Annotated in this window: 13 protein-coding genes; 9 read left to right on the forward strand and 4 right to left on the reverse strand. The window is 35.2% G+C overall.

Annotated elements, in window-relative coordinates:
* Window positions 1-12 precede the first annotated feature (12 nt).
* Window positions 13-1176: an efflux RND transporter periplasmic adaptor subunit gene (locus ACNH59_RS04440; RefSeq protein ID WP_418264226.1), complete on the forward strand. Its 1164-nt coding sequence runs from the start codon at window positions 13-15 to the stop codon at window positions 1174-1176.
* A gap of 7 nt (window positions 1177-1183) precedes the next feature.
* Entirely contained in the window at window positions 1184-4651 is a 3468-nt protein-coding gene (locus ACNH59_RS04445) for an efflux RND transporter permease subunit (RefSeq protein ID WP_418264227.1), read from the forward strand.
* Between the two features lie 208 nt (window positions 4652-4859).
* Here ACNH59_RS04445 and ACNH59_RS04450 read toward each other — a convergent pair whose 3' ends face one another.
* Both ACNH59_RS04450 and leuS read right to left on the reverse strand, forming a co-directional pair.
* Window positions 4860-5549: a zinc metallopeptidase gene (locus ACNH59_RS04450; RefSeq protein ID WP_418264228.1), complete on the reverse strand. Its 690-nt coding sequence runs from the start codon at window positions 5547-5549 to the stop codon at window positions 4860-4862.
* A gap of 190 nt (window positions 5550-5739) precedes the next feature.
* Complete coding sequence (gene leuS, locus ACNH59_RS04455) at window positions 5740-8586, reverse strand: leucine--tRNA ligase (RefSeq protein WP_418264229.1); 2847 nt, start codon at window positions 8584-8586, stop codon at window positions 5740-5742.
* 161 nt (window positions 8587-8747) lie between these two features.
* On the opposite strand from leuS, the gene ACNH59_RS04460 reads away from it, so the two are divergent.
* The 5 genes from ACNH59_RS04460 (at window position 8748) to ACNH59_RS04480 (ending at window position 12672) form a co-directional block, all read left to right on the forward strand.
* The gene (locus ACNH59_RS04460; protein ID WP_418264230.1) at window positions 8748-9623 is read left to right on the forward strand and encodes a cell division protein FtsX; all 876 of its coding nucleotides are present in this window, start codon (window positions 8748-8750) and stop codon (window positions 9621-9623) included.
* Window positions 9624-9701: 78 nt separating this feature from the next.
* Entirely contained in the window at window positions 9702-9932 is a 231-nt protein-coding gene (locus tag ACNH59_RS04465) for a DUF3098 domain-containing protein (RefSeq protein ID WP_418264231.1), read from the forward strand.
* A gap of 48 nt (window positions 9933-9980) precedes the next feature.
* Window positions 9981-10766 (forward strand): undecaprenyl-diphosphate phosphatase, encoded by a 786-nt coding sequence (locus ACNH59_RS04470; RefSeq protein WP_418264232.1) that lies wholly within the window; start codon window positions 9981-9983, stop codon window positions 10764-10766.
* Window positions 10766-11464 (forward strand): tRNA pseudouridine(55) synthase TruB, encoded by a 699-nt coding sequence (truB, locus tag ACNH59_RS04475; RefSeq protein ID WP_418264233.1) that lies wholly within the window; start codon window positions 10766-10768, stop codon window positions 11462-11464. Before ACNH59_RS04470 ends, truB begins: the two co-directional genes overlap by 1 nt.
* A gap of 428 nt (window positions 11465-11892) precedes the next feature.
* The gene (locus ACNH59_RS04480) at window positions 11893-12672 is read left to right on the forward strand and encodes a patatin-like phospholipase family protein (protein ID WP_418264234.1); all 780 of its coding nucleotides are present in this window, start codon (window positions 11893-11895) and stop codon (window positions 12670-12672) included.
* A gap of 2 nt (window positions 12673-12674) precedes the next feature.
* On the opposite strand, the gene ACNH59_RS04485 is transcribed toward ACNH59_RS04480, so the two are convergent.
* Together ACNH59_RS04485 and ACNH59_RS04490 are read right to left on the reverse strand one after the other, a co-directional pair.
* A complete protein-coding gene (locus ACNH59_RS04485) occupies window positions 12675-13274 on the reverse strand; it encodes a hypothetical protein (protein WP_418264235.1) in 600 nt (199 codons plus the stop codon).
* Complete coding sequence (locus ACNH59_RS04490) at window positions 13275-13919, reverse strand: hypothetical protein (protein WP_418264236.1); 645 nt, start codon at window positions 13917-13919, stop codon at window positions 13275-13277. It lies immediately after the preceding gene.
* A 224-nt stretch (window positions 13920-14143) separates the two neighbouring features.
* Here ACNH59_RS04490 and pyrH point away from each other — a divergent pair, with 224 nt between their 5' ends.
* The gene (pyrH, locus tag ACNH59_RS04495) at window positions 14144-14851 is read left to right on the forward strand and encodes a UMP kinase (protein WP_418264237.1); all 708 of its coding nucleotides are present in this window, start codon (window positions 14144-14146) and stop codon (window positions 14849-14851) included.
* A gap of 81 nt (window positions 14852-14932) precedes the next feature.
* A complete protein-coding gene (frr, locus tag ACNH59_RS04500) occupies window positions 14933-15496 on the forward strand; it encodes a ribosome recycling factor (RefSeq protein WP_418264238.1) in 564 nt (187 codons plus the stop codon).
* Window positions 15497-15595: the final 99 nt, after the last annotated feature.

Consider the following 15595-nt stretch of genomic DNA (forward strand, 5'->3'; position numbering starts at 1 on the left):
GTCAGATATACCATGAAAAAAACTATTCTATTAACCGTATTTTCAATCGTTTTACTCTCTTGTGGAGGCGACAAAAAAAACTCTACCGAAGCGATAATTGAATCTGGAAATCTAGAACAATTGCGATTAAAACGCTCTGAAATCGTAAAATCAGCGGATGAATTATCTAAAGAATTGAAAAAAATTGATGATGCTATTGGGTTAATCGATGAAAATCACAAAGAAACATTGATTACGACCCTTACTGCAAAAGACACTGTTTTCAAACATTACCTAGAACTACAAGCCGAAGTTCAAACCAAAGAAAACCTAATAGTGAATGCACAGTTAGGTGGTATTTTAGAGCAACTTTCTGTCAAAGAAGGGCAAAGAGTTTCTAAAGGGCAAACATTAGGAAGAATAGACGACGGAGGATTGACACAACAACTTTCTCAGTTAGAAATACAAGCAACTTTGGCTAAAACGACATTCGAAAGACAAAAAAATCTATGGGATCAAAAAATTGGTTCTGAGATTCAGTTTTTGCAAGCTAAATCTACTTATGAAGCACAAACCAAAGCGGTGCAACAACTACGAAAACAAATTGCTAAAACCATCATTCAAGCTCCATTCTCGGGTGTAATTGACGAAATCATTTCAGAAAAAGGATCAGTGGTTGCACCTGGCACACCTATTTTAAGAATTATCAATCTTGGCAATATGTACCTTGAGGCTGATGTTCCTGAAAAACACCTAAACACCATCAAACGTGGAACAGAGGTAATCGTAAATTTCCCAATGCTAAATGAAACAATTAAAACAAACATTTCATTGGTAAATAACAACATAAACCCAGCCAACCGTTCTTTCAAAGTACAGGTGCAAGTACCTAATAAATCAGGTTTAATCAAACCGAATTTATCTTCTAAATTAAACATTAACGATTACTCAAATAAAAATGTAGTTATCGTTCCACTAAGCATCATATCAGAAAATGCCGAAGGCGAACAATACCTTTACATAGCAGAGAAAAGCGGCGACAAAAACCAAACTAGAGCGAAAAAAGTGATTATTCAAACAGGAAAATCACAAGGAGATTATATCGAGATTTTAGAAGGAATTAGCGACGGTGATTTGATTATCAAAGAAGGAGCAAGAAGCGTAAAAGACGGACAGATTGTGTCTATAATAAAATAACAACAATATGAACACACCCATCAAGCATAAAGAATTCAAATTCTCTTCTTTGGCCGTTGACAACAAAATGACGATTTATGTCATCATGGCATTGTTCTTCATTTTAGGTATTTCTGCCTATTATTCGATGCCAAGAGAGGATTTCCCAGAGATTAAAGAAACTAAAATCTATATCAGTACGGTCTATCCAGGAAATACTGCCGAAGATATTGAGCGATTGATTATCGACCCTCTAGAAGAAGATATCAAAAACGTTAGTAACGTTGTTAAAGTAACTTCAACTTCACAGGAAGATTACGGAATCATCACCGTTGAATTTGATGAGAAAATCGCCGTTGAAGATGCCAAACAAAAAGTAAAAGACAAGGTTGACGCCAAAAAATCAAATGAAGATTGGCCTACTTTTAATGGTGTAAAAGTCGAGCCTAATGTATTTGACTTAAACTTATCGGAAGAAATCCCCATCTTAAACATCAATCTTTCTGGAGATTATCCAGTAGAGAAATTAAAGGAATTTGGTGAGTATCTAAAGGATGAAATTGAAGGCCTTTCTGAAATTAAGCAAGTCGATATTCGTGGTGCGCAAGAAAAAGAAATCGAGATTGCCGTTGATATATTCAAAATGGCGGCTTCAAAAGTAAGTTTTGACGATGTCATCAATGCGGTTCGCAATGGAAACGTAACCATGTCGGCTGGAAACATTATTTCGAGTGGTCAAAGAAGAACCATCAGTATTAAAGGAGAAATCGACAAACCAACCGATTTAGAAAACTTTGTGGTTAAAAACGAAAAAGGTCCTGTTTACCTTAAAGATGTTGCTGAAATCAGCTTTAAAAATGTAGACAAAACCACTTATGCTAGAGAATTTGGTAAAAGTGTGGTGATGCTTGATGTCAAAAAACGTGCTGGAAAAAACATGATTGAGGCAGCCGAAAAAATCAAAACAATCATTGCAGATTCTCAAGAAAACTATTTGCCAAGAGATTTAAATGTAACGTTATCCAATGATTCTTCATCTAAAACCTTAAACCAAGTTGATGACTTGGTAAATAATATCATTTTCGGTATTATCTTGGTTGTAGGCGTATTGATGTTTTTCCTAGGTTTCAGGAATGCACTTTTCGTAGGTTTTGCTATCCCCATGTCCATGTTTTTATCTTTTATGATTTTGAACGCCTTGGGTTATACTATGAATACGATGATTCTATTTGGTCTAATCATGGGACTGGGTATGCTTGTTGACAACGGAATTGTAGTTGTTGAAAATGTGTACCGACTCATGGAAGATGAAGGCATGAATCGTGTCGAAGCAGCCAAAGTAGGTATCGGTGAAATCGCACTGCCTATTATTGTTTCTACACTTACAACGGTAGCTGCCTTTGTGCCTCTTGGATTATGGCCTGGAGTTATGGGACAGTTTATGATTTATTTCCCAATAACCTTATCCGTTGTTCTTGGTTCCTCTTTATTTGTGGCCATCTTTTTCAACTCAGTTTTGGTATCTCAGTTTATGGATATCAAAGACAAAGTTTTGAGCCTAAAACAATTAATTCGCTTGAGCATTATACTTGGAGGTTTTGGAATATTAATACTCATTTTTGGAGGTGCTGTACGCGGATTAGGTTCATTAATGATTTTTACAGCAGCCATGTTTTGGTTGTACAAATATGTCATCAAAGATTTTACCTTAAAATTCCAACAAAAAACCTTAACAAAACTGGAAAATGGTTATGAAGGATGGTTGAAATTCTTTTTATCAGGTAAGAAACCATACATTGTAACTGTCGTGATGTTTTTCTTGTTCTTTGCTGTACTCATGACCTATTTTGGATGGAGTGTTGGAAGTGGTCGTACGAAAGTGGAATTTTTCCCAGACAACAAACCAAACCAAATCATTGTTTATATCGAATATCCACAGGGTACTGATATCGAAAAAACAAACAAACTGACTAAAGAAATTGAGAAAAGGGTCTATGCTGTTTTGGATTCTAAGGAATATATCAACGAAGCAGACAGTACCAACTACTTAGTAGAATCAGCAGTTTCACAAGTGGGTGAAGGTGCTGGAAATCCTCAAACAGATGGTGGTTCTACAGCTGAAATGCCTCATAAAGGAAAAATCACGGTTTCAATGCGTGAGTATAAATTCCGAGATGGAAGAGATTCTGAGCAAATGCGCCAAAAAGTACAAGAAGCACTCAAAGACATTTACCCTGGTGTTTCCATTTCTGTTGAAAAAGATGCTGCGGGTCCACCTGCGGGTTACCCGATAAACATTGAAATCAAAGGAAACGATTATACCGAGTTGATTGTAACCGCCGAAAAGATGAAAGAATTCTTAAACGGTAGAAACATTCCAGGAATTGACGAATTGAAGGTAGATGTCAACAAGGGAAAACCTGCCATGAAAGTAACTGTAGACCGTCAAAAAGCTGGTGAAATGGGTATTTCAGCTGGACAAGTAGGAAACCAATTGAGACGTTCTGTTTTTGGAGAAAAAGCAGGAGTTTATAAGGTAGATGGCGAAGATTACGACATCAATGTTCGTTTCAATGATGAGAACCGCTACAATCAAAGTACGCTTTTCAATCAAAACATCACCTTTAGAGATATGGCTTCAGGCCAAATAAAAGAAATTCCGCTATCAACGGTGGCTTCTCAAAAAAACAGCTCTTCATTTAGCGCTATTAAACACAGAGACCTTAATCGAGTAGTTGTTTTATATTCTGCTCTATCTCCTGGATTTACGGATGCAGGGGCGGTAGTAAGTCAAATTCAAGCAGAAATGGCTGATTTTGACGCGCCAAAAACTGTGAAATTTGATTTCACTGGACAAATTGAAGAACAAAACAAACAAATGGCCTTCCTAATGGGAGCTCTGGTTACTGGACTGGGACTCATCATGTTAATTTTAGTATTCCAATTTAACTCTATATCCAAACCTGCTATTATCATGGTAGCTGTATTTTTAAGTTTTATTGGAGTGTTCTTAGGTTTAATGGTAACAGGATGGCCTTTTGTCATCATGATGACCATGATGGGAATTATCTCACTAGCGGGTATTGTGGTAAATAACGGAGTAGTACTCCTCGATTATACTGAATTATTATTAAGTCGCAAAAAAGAGGAATTGAATGTTCCTCAGGACACGATTTTACCTAAAGAGTATATTTTCGAAGCTATTGTCACAGGAGGAAAAGCCAGGTTAAGGCCAGTATTATTGACTGCCATCACCACCGTTTTAGGCTTGATTCCGTTAGCTATAGGTTTTAATATTGATTTCTTCTCCCTGTTTAGTCAATTTGACCCAAAAATCTACATCGGGGGTGACAATGTTATTTTCTGGGGACCACTAGCTTGGACCGTTATTTTTGGATTGGTATTCGCTACCTTCCTTACTCTAATTGTAGTCCCTGTTTTGTATTACTTAGTTAATCTATTCAAACTTTGGAAAAACGGTAAAAAGAAAAAATAATTAAATCATAAAACACCAAAAAGGGCTGTCTAAATTAAGACAGCCCTTTTTTTACTTATAAAACCTTTATTATCCCAAATTCCACTTTTTTAATACAAAGTATTTCTCATTTAAAACAATCCGTGAGTGTCAGTTTTTATTAAATATCCAGCCTCGTCACGAAGTTTAATAGAAAATCTGGAATTATTTGAATAGGTGTTTTTTAAAATTAATCCCTTCTACTTCCGCCTAAATAAATCGACAGATAATACAATAAAGTAGCAATTGAACCAAGCGCCGCTACCACATAGGTACGAGCTGCCCATTTTAATGAATCTTCAGCTCCAGCGTATTCAGCTTGATTCAACATGTTTTTGTTTTTAAGCCAGGCCAAAGCACGGTTACTAGCGTCATACTCTACTGGTAATGTCACAATGGAAAAAATAGTCGTTACCGAAAACAAAATAATCCCAAACAACAACAATCCAGGAAAAGTGTTCAATAACAAAATCCCCCCAAGCAATACCCATTGCATATAAGTAGAAGCTACATTTACAAAAGGAACCAACTTAGAACGCATAGTCAACCATTCATACCCTACAGCATGTTGCACCGCATGACCACATTCATGAGCTGCGACTGCAGCTGCTGCCGCATTGCGCTGGTTGTACACTGCTTCACTCAAATTTACCGTTTTATCAGCAGGATTGTAATGATCCGTCAGCTGACCTGGTGTCGAAATAACACGTACATCGTAAATCCCATTATCAGCCAGCATTTTTTGAGCAATTTCCGCTCCACTCATATTATTTCGTAAATGCAATTTAGAATAATGTTCAAATTTACTCTTCAATCTTGAACTTACTAACCAGCTGAACAGCATAATTAGACCCGCAAGTATTAAATATCCACTTCCCATATTTTTTATCTTTTAAGTTTAAAATTTGATTATTAAGAATCAAATTCTGAACCAATTTACAAAAATGACAATTTGACATTGGTTAAATATTTATTAAATAACAATACTAAAATCAAAAAAACCAAATTCCAACAACTGTTGAAATTTGGCTTTTTTTAAAATTATTTTTCAGTACAGATGCAATGCATCTCTACCCTACTAAATTTATAATTTTACCTGGAACAATAATCACCTTATTTGGTGTTTTACCGTCAAGTTGTTTTTGAGTTCTTTCGTCTTTCATTACGATTTCCTCAATTTGTTCTTTAGTCAAATCCAAAGGCAATTTGATGGTGAAACGCATTTTTCCGTTAAACGAAACAGGGTATTCTTTTTCAGATTCTATCAAATGTTTTTCTTCGAATTTTGGAAAAGCCACCGTAGCAATCGAACCTTCATGCCCTAAAGCACTCCATAATTCTTCAGCGATATGTGGCGCATATGACGAAATCACAATCGCCAATGGCTCTAAAATTGCACGAGAATGACAACCTTGCGTTGACAATTCATTCACGCAAATCATAAACTGCGAAACTGAGGTATTGAAAGAGAAACTCTCGATATCCTCAGACACTTTTTTAATGGTTTTGTGTAATGATTTCAAGTTGTCTTTGGTTGGTGCGTCATTGGTAACAATCAAACCATTTTCATCAAAATACAAACGCCATAATTTCTTCAAGAAACCAAAAACTCCCGAAATACCAGCCGTATTCCAAGGCTTTGCTTGCTCCAATGGCCCTAAGAACATTTCGTACAAACGCAAGGTATCTGCTCCGTATTCATCACAAATATTATCTGGAGTTACTACATTGTATTTCGATTTCGACATTTTTTCGACTTCACGACCTACAATGTATTTGCCGTTTTCATCACAAATGAATTCAGCGTTAGCGTACTCTTCTCTGAATTTTTTGAATTTCTCAATATCTAATTCGTCAGAAGCATTTACAAAGGAAACATCGGTATGAATTGGCTGAACTGCTTGTCCTTCAATTTTATTTTTAGAAACAAAAGTATTTGTCCCTTCCAGTCTATACACAAAAGCACTCGTCCCCAAAATCATTCCCTGATTGATCAGTTTCTTGAATGGCTCTTCGGTTGGAGCAAAACCTTTGTCTTTTAAGAATTTGTTCCAAAAACGAGAATACAGTAAGTGACCTGTAGCATGTTCGCTTCCACCAATGTATAAATCTACCGATTCCCAGTATTTCAAGGCCTCTTGACTCGCAAATTCGGTTTCGTTTTTAGCATCCATATAACGCATCCAGTACCAAGAACTTCCTGCCCAACCTGGCATGGTGTTTAACTCTAAAGGGAAAATGGTCACATTGTCTATCAACTGATTACTAACCACTGTACACTGAACACTATCCCAAGCCCAAACGGCAGCATTTCCTAAGGGTGGCAAACCATCTTCTGTTGGCAAATATTTCTCCACTTCAGGCAAGATAATAGGTAAATGTTGCGCATCAATCATCTGTGGCAAACCATCCACATAATACACTGGGAAAGGTTCACCCCAATAACGTTGGCGCGAGAAAACCGCATCACGCAAACGGTAATTTACTTTACCATGCCCTTGACCTAGTTTTTCTAATTCTTCAATAACTTTTTGTGTTCCTTTTTTATAACCTAATCCATTTAAGAAATCAGAATTTACTAATTCAAAACCTTCTTTCCCTCCAAAAGCTGCTTCCGAAATGTCTTTATCGAAAATATTTTTGATAGGAATATTAAAATGATTTGCAAAAGCATAATCTCTCTCATCACCACAAGGCACTGCCATTACAGCCCCAGTTCCGTAACCCGCCAAAACATAATCCCCAATCCAAACTGGAATCGGCTCTTTGGTGAATGGATGTTCCGCATACGCACCTGTAAACACACCCGAGATGGTTTTTACATCGGCCATACGCTCACGCTCCGAACGTTTGGCTGTTTTTTCGATATAGGCTTCCACAGCTGCTTTTTGTTCTGGAGTTGTGATCTTGGCTACCAATTCGTGTTCTGGTGCCAAAGTCATAAACGTCACTCCAAAAATAGTATCAGGACGAGTGGTGAATACCGAAATATTTTCTTGATGTCCATTCACTTTAAAAGAAACCATCGCCCCAACCGATTTTCCAATCCAGTTGCGTTGACTTTCTTTAATACTTTCTGTCCAATCAATTTCATTCAAACCTTGTAACAAACGCTCTGCATAAGCCGAAATACGCATGCTCCATTGCGTCATTTTTTTTCGAACCACCGGATAGCCACCACGTTCTGAAACGCCGTTGATGATTTCGTCATTAGCCAAAACCGTTCCTAATCCAGGACACCAGTTTACTTCGGTTTCTGCTAGGTAGGTCATTCGGTATTGCAATAGTATTTTTTCTTGTTGCGCTTTCGCGAAAGCGTTCCATTCTGCAGCTGAAAAACCTTCAATATTATCATCACAAACAGCATTCACATTTCCATTACCTTCTTTTTCAAAAATCGAAATCAAGGTCGAAATATCTTCTGCTTTGTCTGAACTTTTATTATACCAAGAGTTGAACAACTGGATAAAAATCCACTGTGTATGTTTATAATAATCAGGATTTGATGTGCGTACTTCACGATCCCAATCAAATGAAAATCCTATTTTGTCTAATTGTTTACGATAACCTGCAATTTGGTTTCCTTCTTTATCAAAACCACCGTCAATATTTACACGAGTGGTATCTTCTGGACGTTGTCCGGTTTGAATCGCATATTGTTCCGCTGGCAATCCAAAACTATCGTAGCCCATTGGGTGCAACACATTAAAACCTTGATGACGTTTGAATCTCGAATACACATCCGAAGCAATATACCCTAACGGATGCCCCACATGCAAACCTGCTCCTGAAGGATAAGGAAACATATCTAATACGTAATGTTTAGGTTTGTCAGAGGTGTTGGAAGCTGCAAAAGTTTTATTGTCTGCCCAGTATTTTTGCCATTTGGCTTCAATTTCATTCGGATTGTATTTCATCACAGTAAGGTTCTAAGGTCTAAAGACACTAAGTTTCAAAGTTTCGCTTAAATTATAAAGGCGCAAATTTACGTTTATTGTACGAAAGTCAAAACTTTGAACGTTATTAACTTCAAATAAAGAAATACTTTATTATTTTTACGGCATAATTAAAAAACACTATGAGTTCTTCATTTGAAAAGTTTCAAAAACGCAGATTAATTTCATCCTATTTCTCTGTAGTACTGAGTATATTCTTGGTCTTGTTCCTATTGGGCACCTTAGGTCTTTTCATCATTAATTCGAAAAAATTAGCTGATGATTTCAAAGAAAAAATTGCCATGACTGTCTTTTTCAAAAACGAAGCTACCGATGCTGAGTTGAAAACATTTGGAACAGAACTAAAAAAAGCGGCCTATGCTAAATCATCCGTTTTTGTAACCAAGGAGCAAGCTGCCAAGCAACATACTGATATTATCGGCGAAGATTTTCTAACATTTCTAGGCGAAAACCCTTTGCAAAACTCCTACGACATACACCTAAAAGCCAAGTACGTTGAGCGAGACAGTATAGCAAAAATTGAGACTCAGTTACGTCAAAACGAACTTATATCCGACATTGTATATGACAAACAATTAGTAAATTTAGTAAATGACAATATCAAAAAAGTAAGCATGTGGATTTTGATTATCAGCTGCTTCCTGACTTTTATTGCCGTACTATTAATCAATAGCTCGTTGCGTTTGTCGATTTATTCCAATAGATTCATCATCAAAACCATGCAAATGGTAGGAGCAACCAAATCATTTATTCGCAAACCTTTTGTGATGCGAAGTGTAAGACTAGGCATGATTGGCGCTACACTGGCCATCATCGCATTAATCGCTTTACTTTTGTATGTTGAAACAAATTTTCCAGACCTACAAATCCTTGAAAACAAAATTTTAATCGGTAGTGTTTTTCTAGCAGTTTTCGGAATAGGTGTTTTAATCACTTGGATAAGTACTCATTTTGCTACACAAAGATTCTTAAATTTAAGAACAGACGATTTATACTAATTAAGGAATTAGGATTTCTGGATTAAGGAATTAAACAATGCAGACTTGCTAATTATTTTGAATTACACTAAAATAAAAATGGAAAATAACAAACCCGAATTCTTATTCGATAAAGTAAATTATAAAATTCTTTTAATTGGATTAGCTGTAATTGCCCTAGGCTTCATACTAATGTCTGGTGGTGGTAGTGACGACCCAAATGTATTTAACGAAGATATTTTTAATTTTAGAAGAATCCGATTAGCACCAACAACCGTTTTAATTGGTTTTGGAATCACAATATATTCTATTCTTAAATCCAATAAGTAAGCAATGCACTTTTGCACTTGGAATTCTTAAAATCGCAACAACACCATAATGAACACAATACAAGCCATTGTCCTTGCAATTATTGAAGGAATTACTGAATTTCTACCTGTTTCTTCTACTGGACATATGATTATCGCCTCCTCCTTTTATGGGATAGCTCAAGATGATTTTACAAAGCTTTTTACGATTGTCATACAATTAGGAGCTATTCTTTCTGTAATCATTTTGTATTTCAAGCGCTTTTTTCAATCATTTGACTTTTATTTTAAATTACTGGTCGCTTTCATTCCAGCAGTAGTGTTAGGACTATTGTTAAGCGATGCTATCGACAAACTATTAGAAAATCCTGTTACCGTTGCCGTCTCATTATTGATTGGAGGAATTATTTTACTAAAAGTAGACGATTGGTTCAACACTTCTGATAATACAGAAGTCACTTATCTAAAAGCTTTTAAAATTGGATTATTTCAATGTTTAGCGATGGTTCCTGGGGTTTCTCGTTCAGGAGCAAGTATTGTTGGTGGAATGTCACAAAACTTATCGCGAACTTCAGCAGCCGAGTTTTCTTTTTTTCTTGCTGTCCCTACCATGTTTGGCGCTACCGTAAAAAAATGTTATGATTATTACAAAGATGGATTCGTTTTATCTGAAGACCAAATAAACTTATTAATCATCGGAAATGTTATTGCCTTTATAGTAGCTTTATTAGCCATCAAAAGCTTTATTGATTTCTTAAGCCGAAAAGGATTTAAGATTTTTGGATACTACCGTATCATTGTTGGAATTACTTTACTGATTATTCATTTTTTCATCCATCCCTTGACCATTATCTAATGACAGCCGAAGACTACTTAAACGGACAAATCATCCTGATTGACAAACCTTTGAAGTGGAGTTCTTTTCAGGCTGTAAATAAGTTGAAGTACACCCTCATCAACAAAGTTGGGCTTCCTAAAAAATTCAAAATAGGTCACGCAGGAACACTAGACCCTTTAGCTACGGGACTTTTAATTATTTGTACTGGGAAATTCACCAAAAGAATAACTGAAATCCAAGGTCAAGCCAAGGAATACACAGGTACTTTTTATATTGGGGCAACCACCCCTTCTTACGATCTAGAAACAGAGATTGACCAAGAATTCCCAACTGCACACATTAATGAGGAACTAATACATGAGACTACAAAACAGTTTTTAGGGGAAATAGACCAAAAACCTCCTATTTTTTCGGCTATAAAAAAAGATGGTGTTCGTTTATACGAACACGCAAGAGCGGGAGAAACAATAGAAATTGCCTCCCGAAAAACTACAATTCACGAGTTTGAAATTACACGAATTGCATTACCTGAAATTGATTTTAGAGTAGTATGTAGCAAAGGCACTTATATTCGTTCACTTGCTTATGATTTTGGCAAAGCAATGCACTCTGGCTCTCATTTAACTACTTTAAGAAGAACCAAAATAGGTGAGTATGATGTTGCAAATGCTATAGATGTAACTTTATTTGAACAGCATATCATAGATACTATGTAGACGTGCAAAAACACATTATAAATTTAGTAAATTTAAAATGTGCTTCTAAGATCTACGTTAAATTTCCATTTTCTACTAACCAATGGTCTTAACCAAAGTTTAATAATGGGAAATATTTTCATTTCCAAATAGAAAACGAGAAAATAAATCATACAGTTTTTCGAAAAATTTTTTCATGATGTTAGCTTTAAAATCGTTAGACAATTAATTAACACTCATAAAAAAAGTAAATCAGAAAACAATAGATCTGGTTGGCAGTCACTAAGATACAAAAATATTTTAATTAAAAATAAAAAAATAAAAAAGACTCAAAAACCACTTCATAAAAACCTTCCGTGAAATGGGAGCACATATCAAAATACTCCAACTCAAAAAAAATAAAAAAAAACAATTGAATATTGTATTTTTATAAAAACAACCGTTAACGAATGAGTATAGAGAAAAAGACAACTGGTCTTGTGCTTTCTGGAGGTGGCGCTAAAGGAATTGCGCATGCTGGAGCACTTAAATTTTTAATTGAACAAAACATTATCCCTGATAAAATTGCAGGTACTAGTGCAGGCTCAATTGTCGCGGCATTATACGCCATTGGGAAAACTCCAGAAGAAATTTTAGAATTTTTTCAATCCATCTATATTTTCCACTGGAGACATCTTACTTTCAAAAAAGCAGGACTTATTGACTCTGAATCCTTTCGAGACAACTTTTATTCTATATTTCAGGACGCAACATTAGGTGACTTAAACATCCCTGTACAAGTTACCGCTACCAATATGGTTCGTGGTCGTCTTAAAATTTTTGACACCAAAACAAGAATTGTGGATGCTCTCATCGCTTCTTCTGCTTTTCCCGGTATTATATCTCCTTATGAAATCAATGGAGAAACCTATAGTGATGGCGGAATTCTAAATCATTTCCCATCGGATGTACTGTACGGTCAATGTGAAAAAATAATAGGCATTTACGTCAGTCCTATTCAAAAAATAAAAGCGACAGATTTGAATTCGATTAGAGCCGTAACTACAAGAGCTTTTGACATCTTTTCAGCTAATTCAGATACTCAAAAATTTACTGTTTGCGACTGGGTAATCAAACCTGAAGAACTGAGCATTTACAGCACCTTTGAAACTAATAAAGCCAAAATGAAAAACATATTTGACATTGGTTATGAAGCAGCCAAAGATTCATTTGAAGAACTCAATTTGTAAAATTATTTGTTATACAAATTGAATCTTAAACCAACTATTAATTGAAGCATTTTCGAATTATCATAAAAAGAAACAAATTCAGGATTAGTATGGACATCATATTTTGTAGCAACATAACCTACGCCAACAAAAGCAGAGATTGTTCTATCAAATGAATAATTACCTTTACATCCAATCCTAAAGTCCATTCCTGATTGCTCACCAAAACTTCGATTCCTATCTTTAAATTTTAGATTTACGGAGCCTAAACCAACATAAGGCTCTAAGAAAAGTTCTTTTGAGAACTTTATGTCATAAGCAAGAATACCGTAAACAGAATGATAACGACTATTTTGATAATTTCCTGCTTTGGAAATATCAGTAACGAGGTAATTCAAATAATCATATCCCAAACCCAATTTAATTTTTTGGAATTGAGCTAGCATCAAATTAACCGCAAAACCCACATCAGGATTATTAGCTTTTGATAAGTAATTATCTCCAAAATGAATAGGCGCTACTGCATGGATATTAATCTCTGGTTCAACTCCTACTTTAGAACTTGTTTGCCCAACTACTATATTGAAGCATACTAAAACAAAAACAACACTGTATTTCATCATTTAATAATTTATTGTGTAAGTCACCGCTTCACTATTAATAGGGATTGAAATAGTATAGGACATGGAAGATGGACTAGTTGAAAAATCAGAAACTGTATATTTAAGACTAACCGTTTGATTTTTAATTACATTATAATATGTATTGAAATATCCTAGATTATCTGGATTAAGGTTTAAATCAACATCGAATTCAGGTACCTTCCCCTCGATTTCAATGCTTGTAATCCCTTTCTTTGTAGTGGTATTATTTAAAATCAATCGCAAGCTAGTAATTGATTCCTTCCTAAATAAGGTGATTGCGTTTAAGTCTAACTTATAGTTATTGAAATTTTTAATTTTAGAACTGATATGTTTGTCCTGAAAAACATTATCGTCCTCATTAATAACGGTCATAATATTGTAATCTCCTTTTGGCGCAGGAAATATCAAAGTAAAATACCCCATTGAATCTGAAAATCCATAAGATATTTTATCACTGGGCATGAATGTACCTCCACCATATATTAAAACTCCAATATTTTTATTTTGAATAGGGCTACCGTTTTCATCCAAAATTTTCCCCGTTACAACCAATTTTGTTTCACCGTCATATTGAATTTCACAAGAGCATAATAAAATGCAAAACGCTAATACTATTTGTTTCATAATAAATAAAAATATCTTGCTCAAAATTACTGCTATTTTGTAAGAATAATAAGTTTTAAATATTAATTTTAAATCAATAAAAAGAAAAAACGTTCAAATTACTAGTGGTTTTACCTTATTTAATTAAAAGAAAAAATTAAATCAAAACTTACTATAAAAAACAGCCTCCCTATTTCAAAAAAAAAGAATATGACTATATTTGCACCAAACAACTCAACAAACTCATGAAATATAAAAGAATTCTTCTGAAATTAAGTGGCGAAGCTTTAATGGGAGATAAACAATACGGAATTGACCCCGTAAGATTAGCTGAATATGCTGAAGAAATCCAAAAAATCCACAACAAAGGAGTAGAAATTGCAATCGTAATTGGAGGAGGAAATATCTTTAGAGGAGTTGCTGGCGCTAGTGCCGGTATGGACAGAGTACAAGGCGACTACATGGGAATGCTTGCCACCATCATCAACGGAATGGCATTGCAAGGTGCGCTTGAGGACAAAGGAATGTTGACTAGATTGCAAACAGCTTTGAAAATTGAAGCTATTGCAGAGCCTTATATCAAAAGAAGAGCGGTGCGTCATCTTGAAAAAGGTAGAATCGTAATTTTTGGTGCTGGAACAGGAAACCCTTATTTTACAACGGATACAGCAGCAGTTTTGAGAGGAGTAGAAATCAATGCCGATGTCATCTTAAAAGGAACACGCGTAGACGGAGTATATGATTCTGATCCAGAGAAAAACGCTTCAGCGGTTAAGTTTGACACCATCTCTTTTGAAGATGTATTGAAAAAAGGATTAAATGTAATGGATACTACTGCCTTTACATTAAGCCAAGAAAATAAATTACCTATCGTTATTTTTGATATGAACAAAATAGGCAACCTAGAGAAAATTTGTAACGGAGATAATATAGGAACTGTAGTAAACATCTAGTTTCCAATATTCCGTTTTAAGTTTTCAGCAATATTGAAAGCCTAAAACGAAAACTAATTCTAAAACATAAAATTCAAAAAGATGACTGAAGAAATCGATTTTATATTGGACAGTGCTAAAGAATCTATGGAAGGTTCGATTGCACATTTAGAAAAATCATTTGTTAACATTCGTGCTGGAAAAGCTTCTCCAGCGATGTTAGGAAGTGTATTTGTTGATTATTACGGATCATCAACGCCACTATCGCAAGTAGCTAAAGTGAGTACACCTGACGCTAGAACGATTACGTTACAGCCTTTTGAAAAAAACATGTTGCAAACGATTGAAAAAGCGATCATGATTGCTAATCTAGGTTTCAACCCAATGAATAATGGTGATTTAATCATCATCAGTGTCCCTCCATTGACAGAGGACAGAAGACGCGACTTAGCCAAACAAGCTAAATCAGAAGCGGAAGACGCTAAAATTGGAATTAGAAATTCTCGTAAAGATGCCAATACGGAAATTAAAAAATTAGAAAAAGAAGGCACTTCTGAAGACATTTGTAAAAGTGCAGAAGAGGAAGTACAAAACTTAACCAATAGTTATATCAAAAAAATCGACGAACTTTTGGCTGTTAAAGAAGCTGAAATTATGAAAGTTTAATTGTCGTCAACTATAACATTAAATCCGTTTGCTCTGTAAACGGATTTTTTTATTCCTATTTTTGCCATAACAAAATAGCAATTCACTCGTTTGACAAGA

This window comes from Flavobacterium faecale, from assembly GCF_048320115.1.
GTDB lineage: Bacteria > Bacteroidota > Bacteroidia > Flavobacteriales > Flavobacteriaceae > Flavobacterium > Flavobacterium faecale_A.

What these genes read in the sequence shown, in the direction of transcription:
- ACNH59_RS04440 (WP_418264226.1), top strand. Translation starts at nt 13, where the DNA reads ATGAAAAAAACTATTCTATTAACCGTATTTTCAATCGTTTTACTCTCT.
- ACNH59_RS04445 (WP_418264227.1), top strand. Translation starts at nt 1,184, where the DNA reads ATGAACACACCCATCAAGCATAAAGAATTCAAATTCTCTTCTTTGGCC.
- ACNH59_RS04450 (WP_418264228.1), bottom strand. Translation starts at nt 5,549, where the DNA reads ATGGGAAGTGGATATTTAATACTTGCGGGTCTAATTATGCTGTTCAGC.
- leuS (WP_418264229.1), bottom strand. Translation starts at nt 8,586, where the DNA reads ATGAAATACAATCCGAATGAAATTGAAGCCAAATGGCAAAAATACTGG.
- ACNH59_RS04460 (WP_418264230.1), top strand. Translation starts at nt 8,748, where the DNA reads ATGAGTTCTTCATTTGAAAAGTTTCAAAAACGCAGATTAATTTCATCC.
- ACNH59_RS04465 (WP_418264231.1), top strand. Translation starts at nt 9,702, where the DNA reads ATGGAAAATAACAAACCCGAATTCTTATTCGATAAAGTAAATTATAAA.
- ACNH59_RS04470 (WP_418264232.1), top strand. Translation starts at nt 9,981, where the DNA reads ATGAACACAATACAAGCCATTGTCCTTGCAATTATTGAAGGAATTACT.
- truB (WP_418264233.1), top strand. Translation starts at nt 10,766, where the DNA reads ATGACAGCCGAAGACTACTTAAACGGACAAATCATCCTGATTGACAAA.
- ACNH59_RS04480 (WP_418264234.1), top strand. Translation starts at nt 11,893, where the DNA reads ATGAGTATAGAGAAAAAGACAACTGGTCTTGTGCTTTCTGGAGGTGGC.
- ACNH59_RS04485 (WP_418264235.1), bottom strand. Translation starts at nt 13,274, where the DNA reads ATGATGAAATACAGTGTTGTTTTTGTTTTAGTATGCTTCAATATAGTA.
- ACNH59_RS04490 (WP_418264236.1), bottom strand. Translation starts at nt 13,919, where the DNA reads ATGAAACAAATAGTATTAGCGTTTTGCATTTTATTATGCTCTTGTGAA.
- pyrH (WP_418264237.1), top strand. Translation starts at nt 14,144, where the DNA reads ATGAAATATAAAAGAATTCTTCTGAAATTAAGTGGCGAAGCTTTAATG.
- frr (WP_418264238.1), top strand. Translation starts at nt 14,933, where the DNA reads ATGACTGAAGAAATCGATTTTATATTGGACAGTGCTAAAGAATCTATG.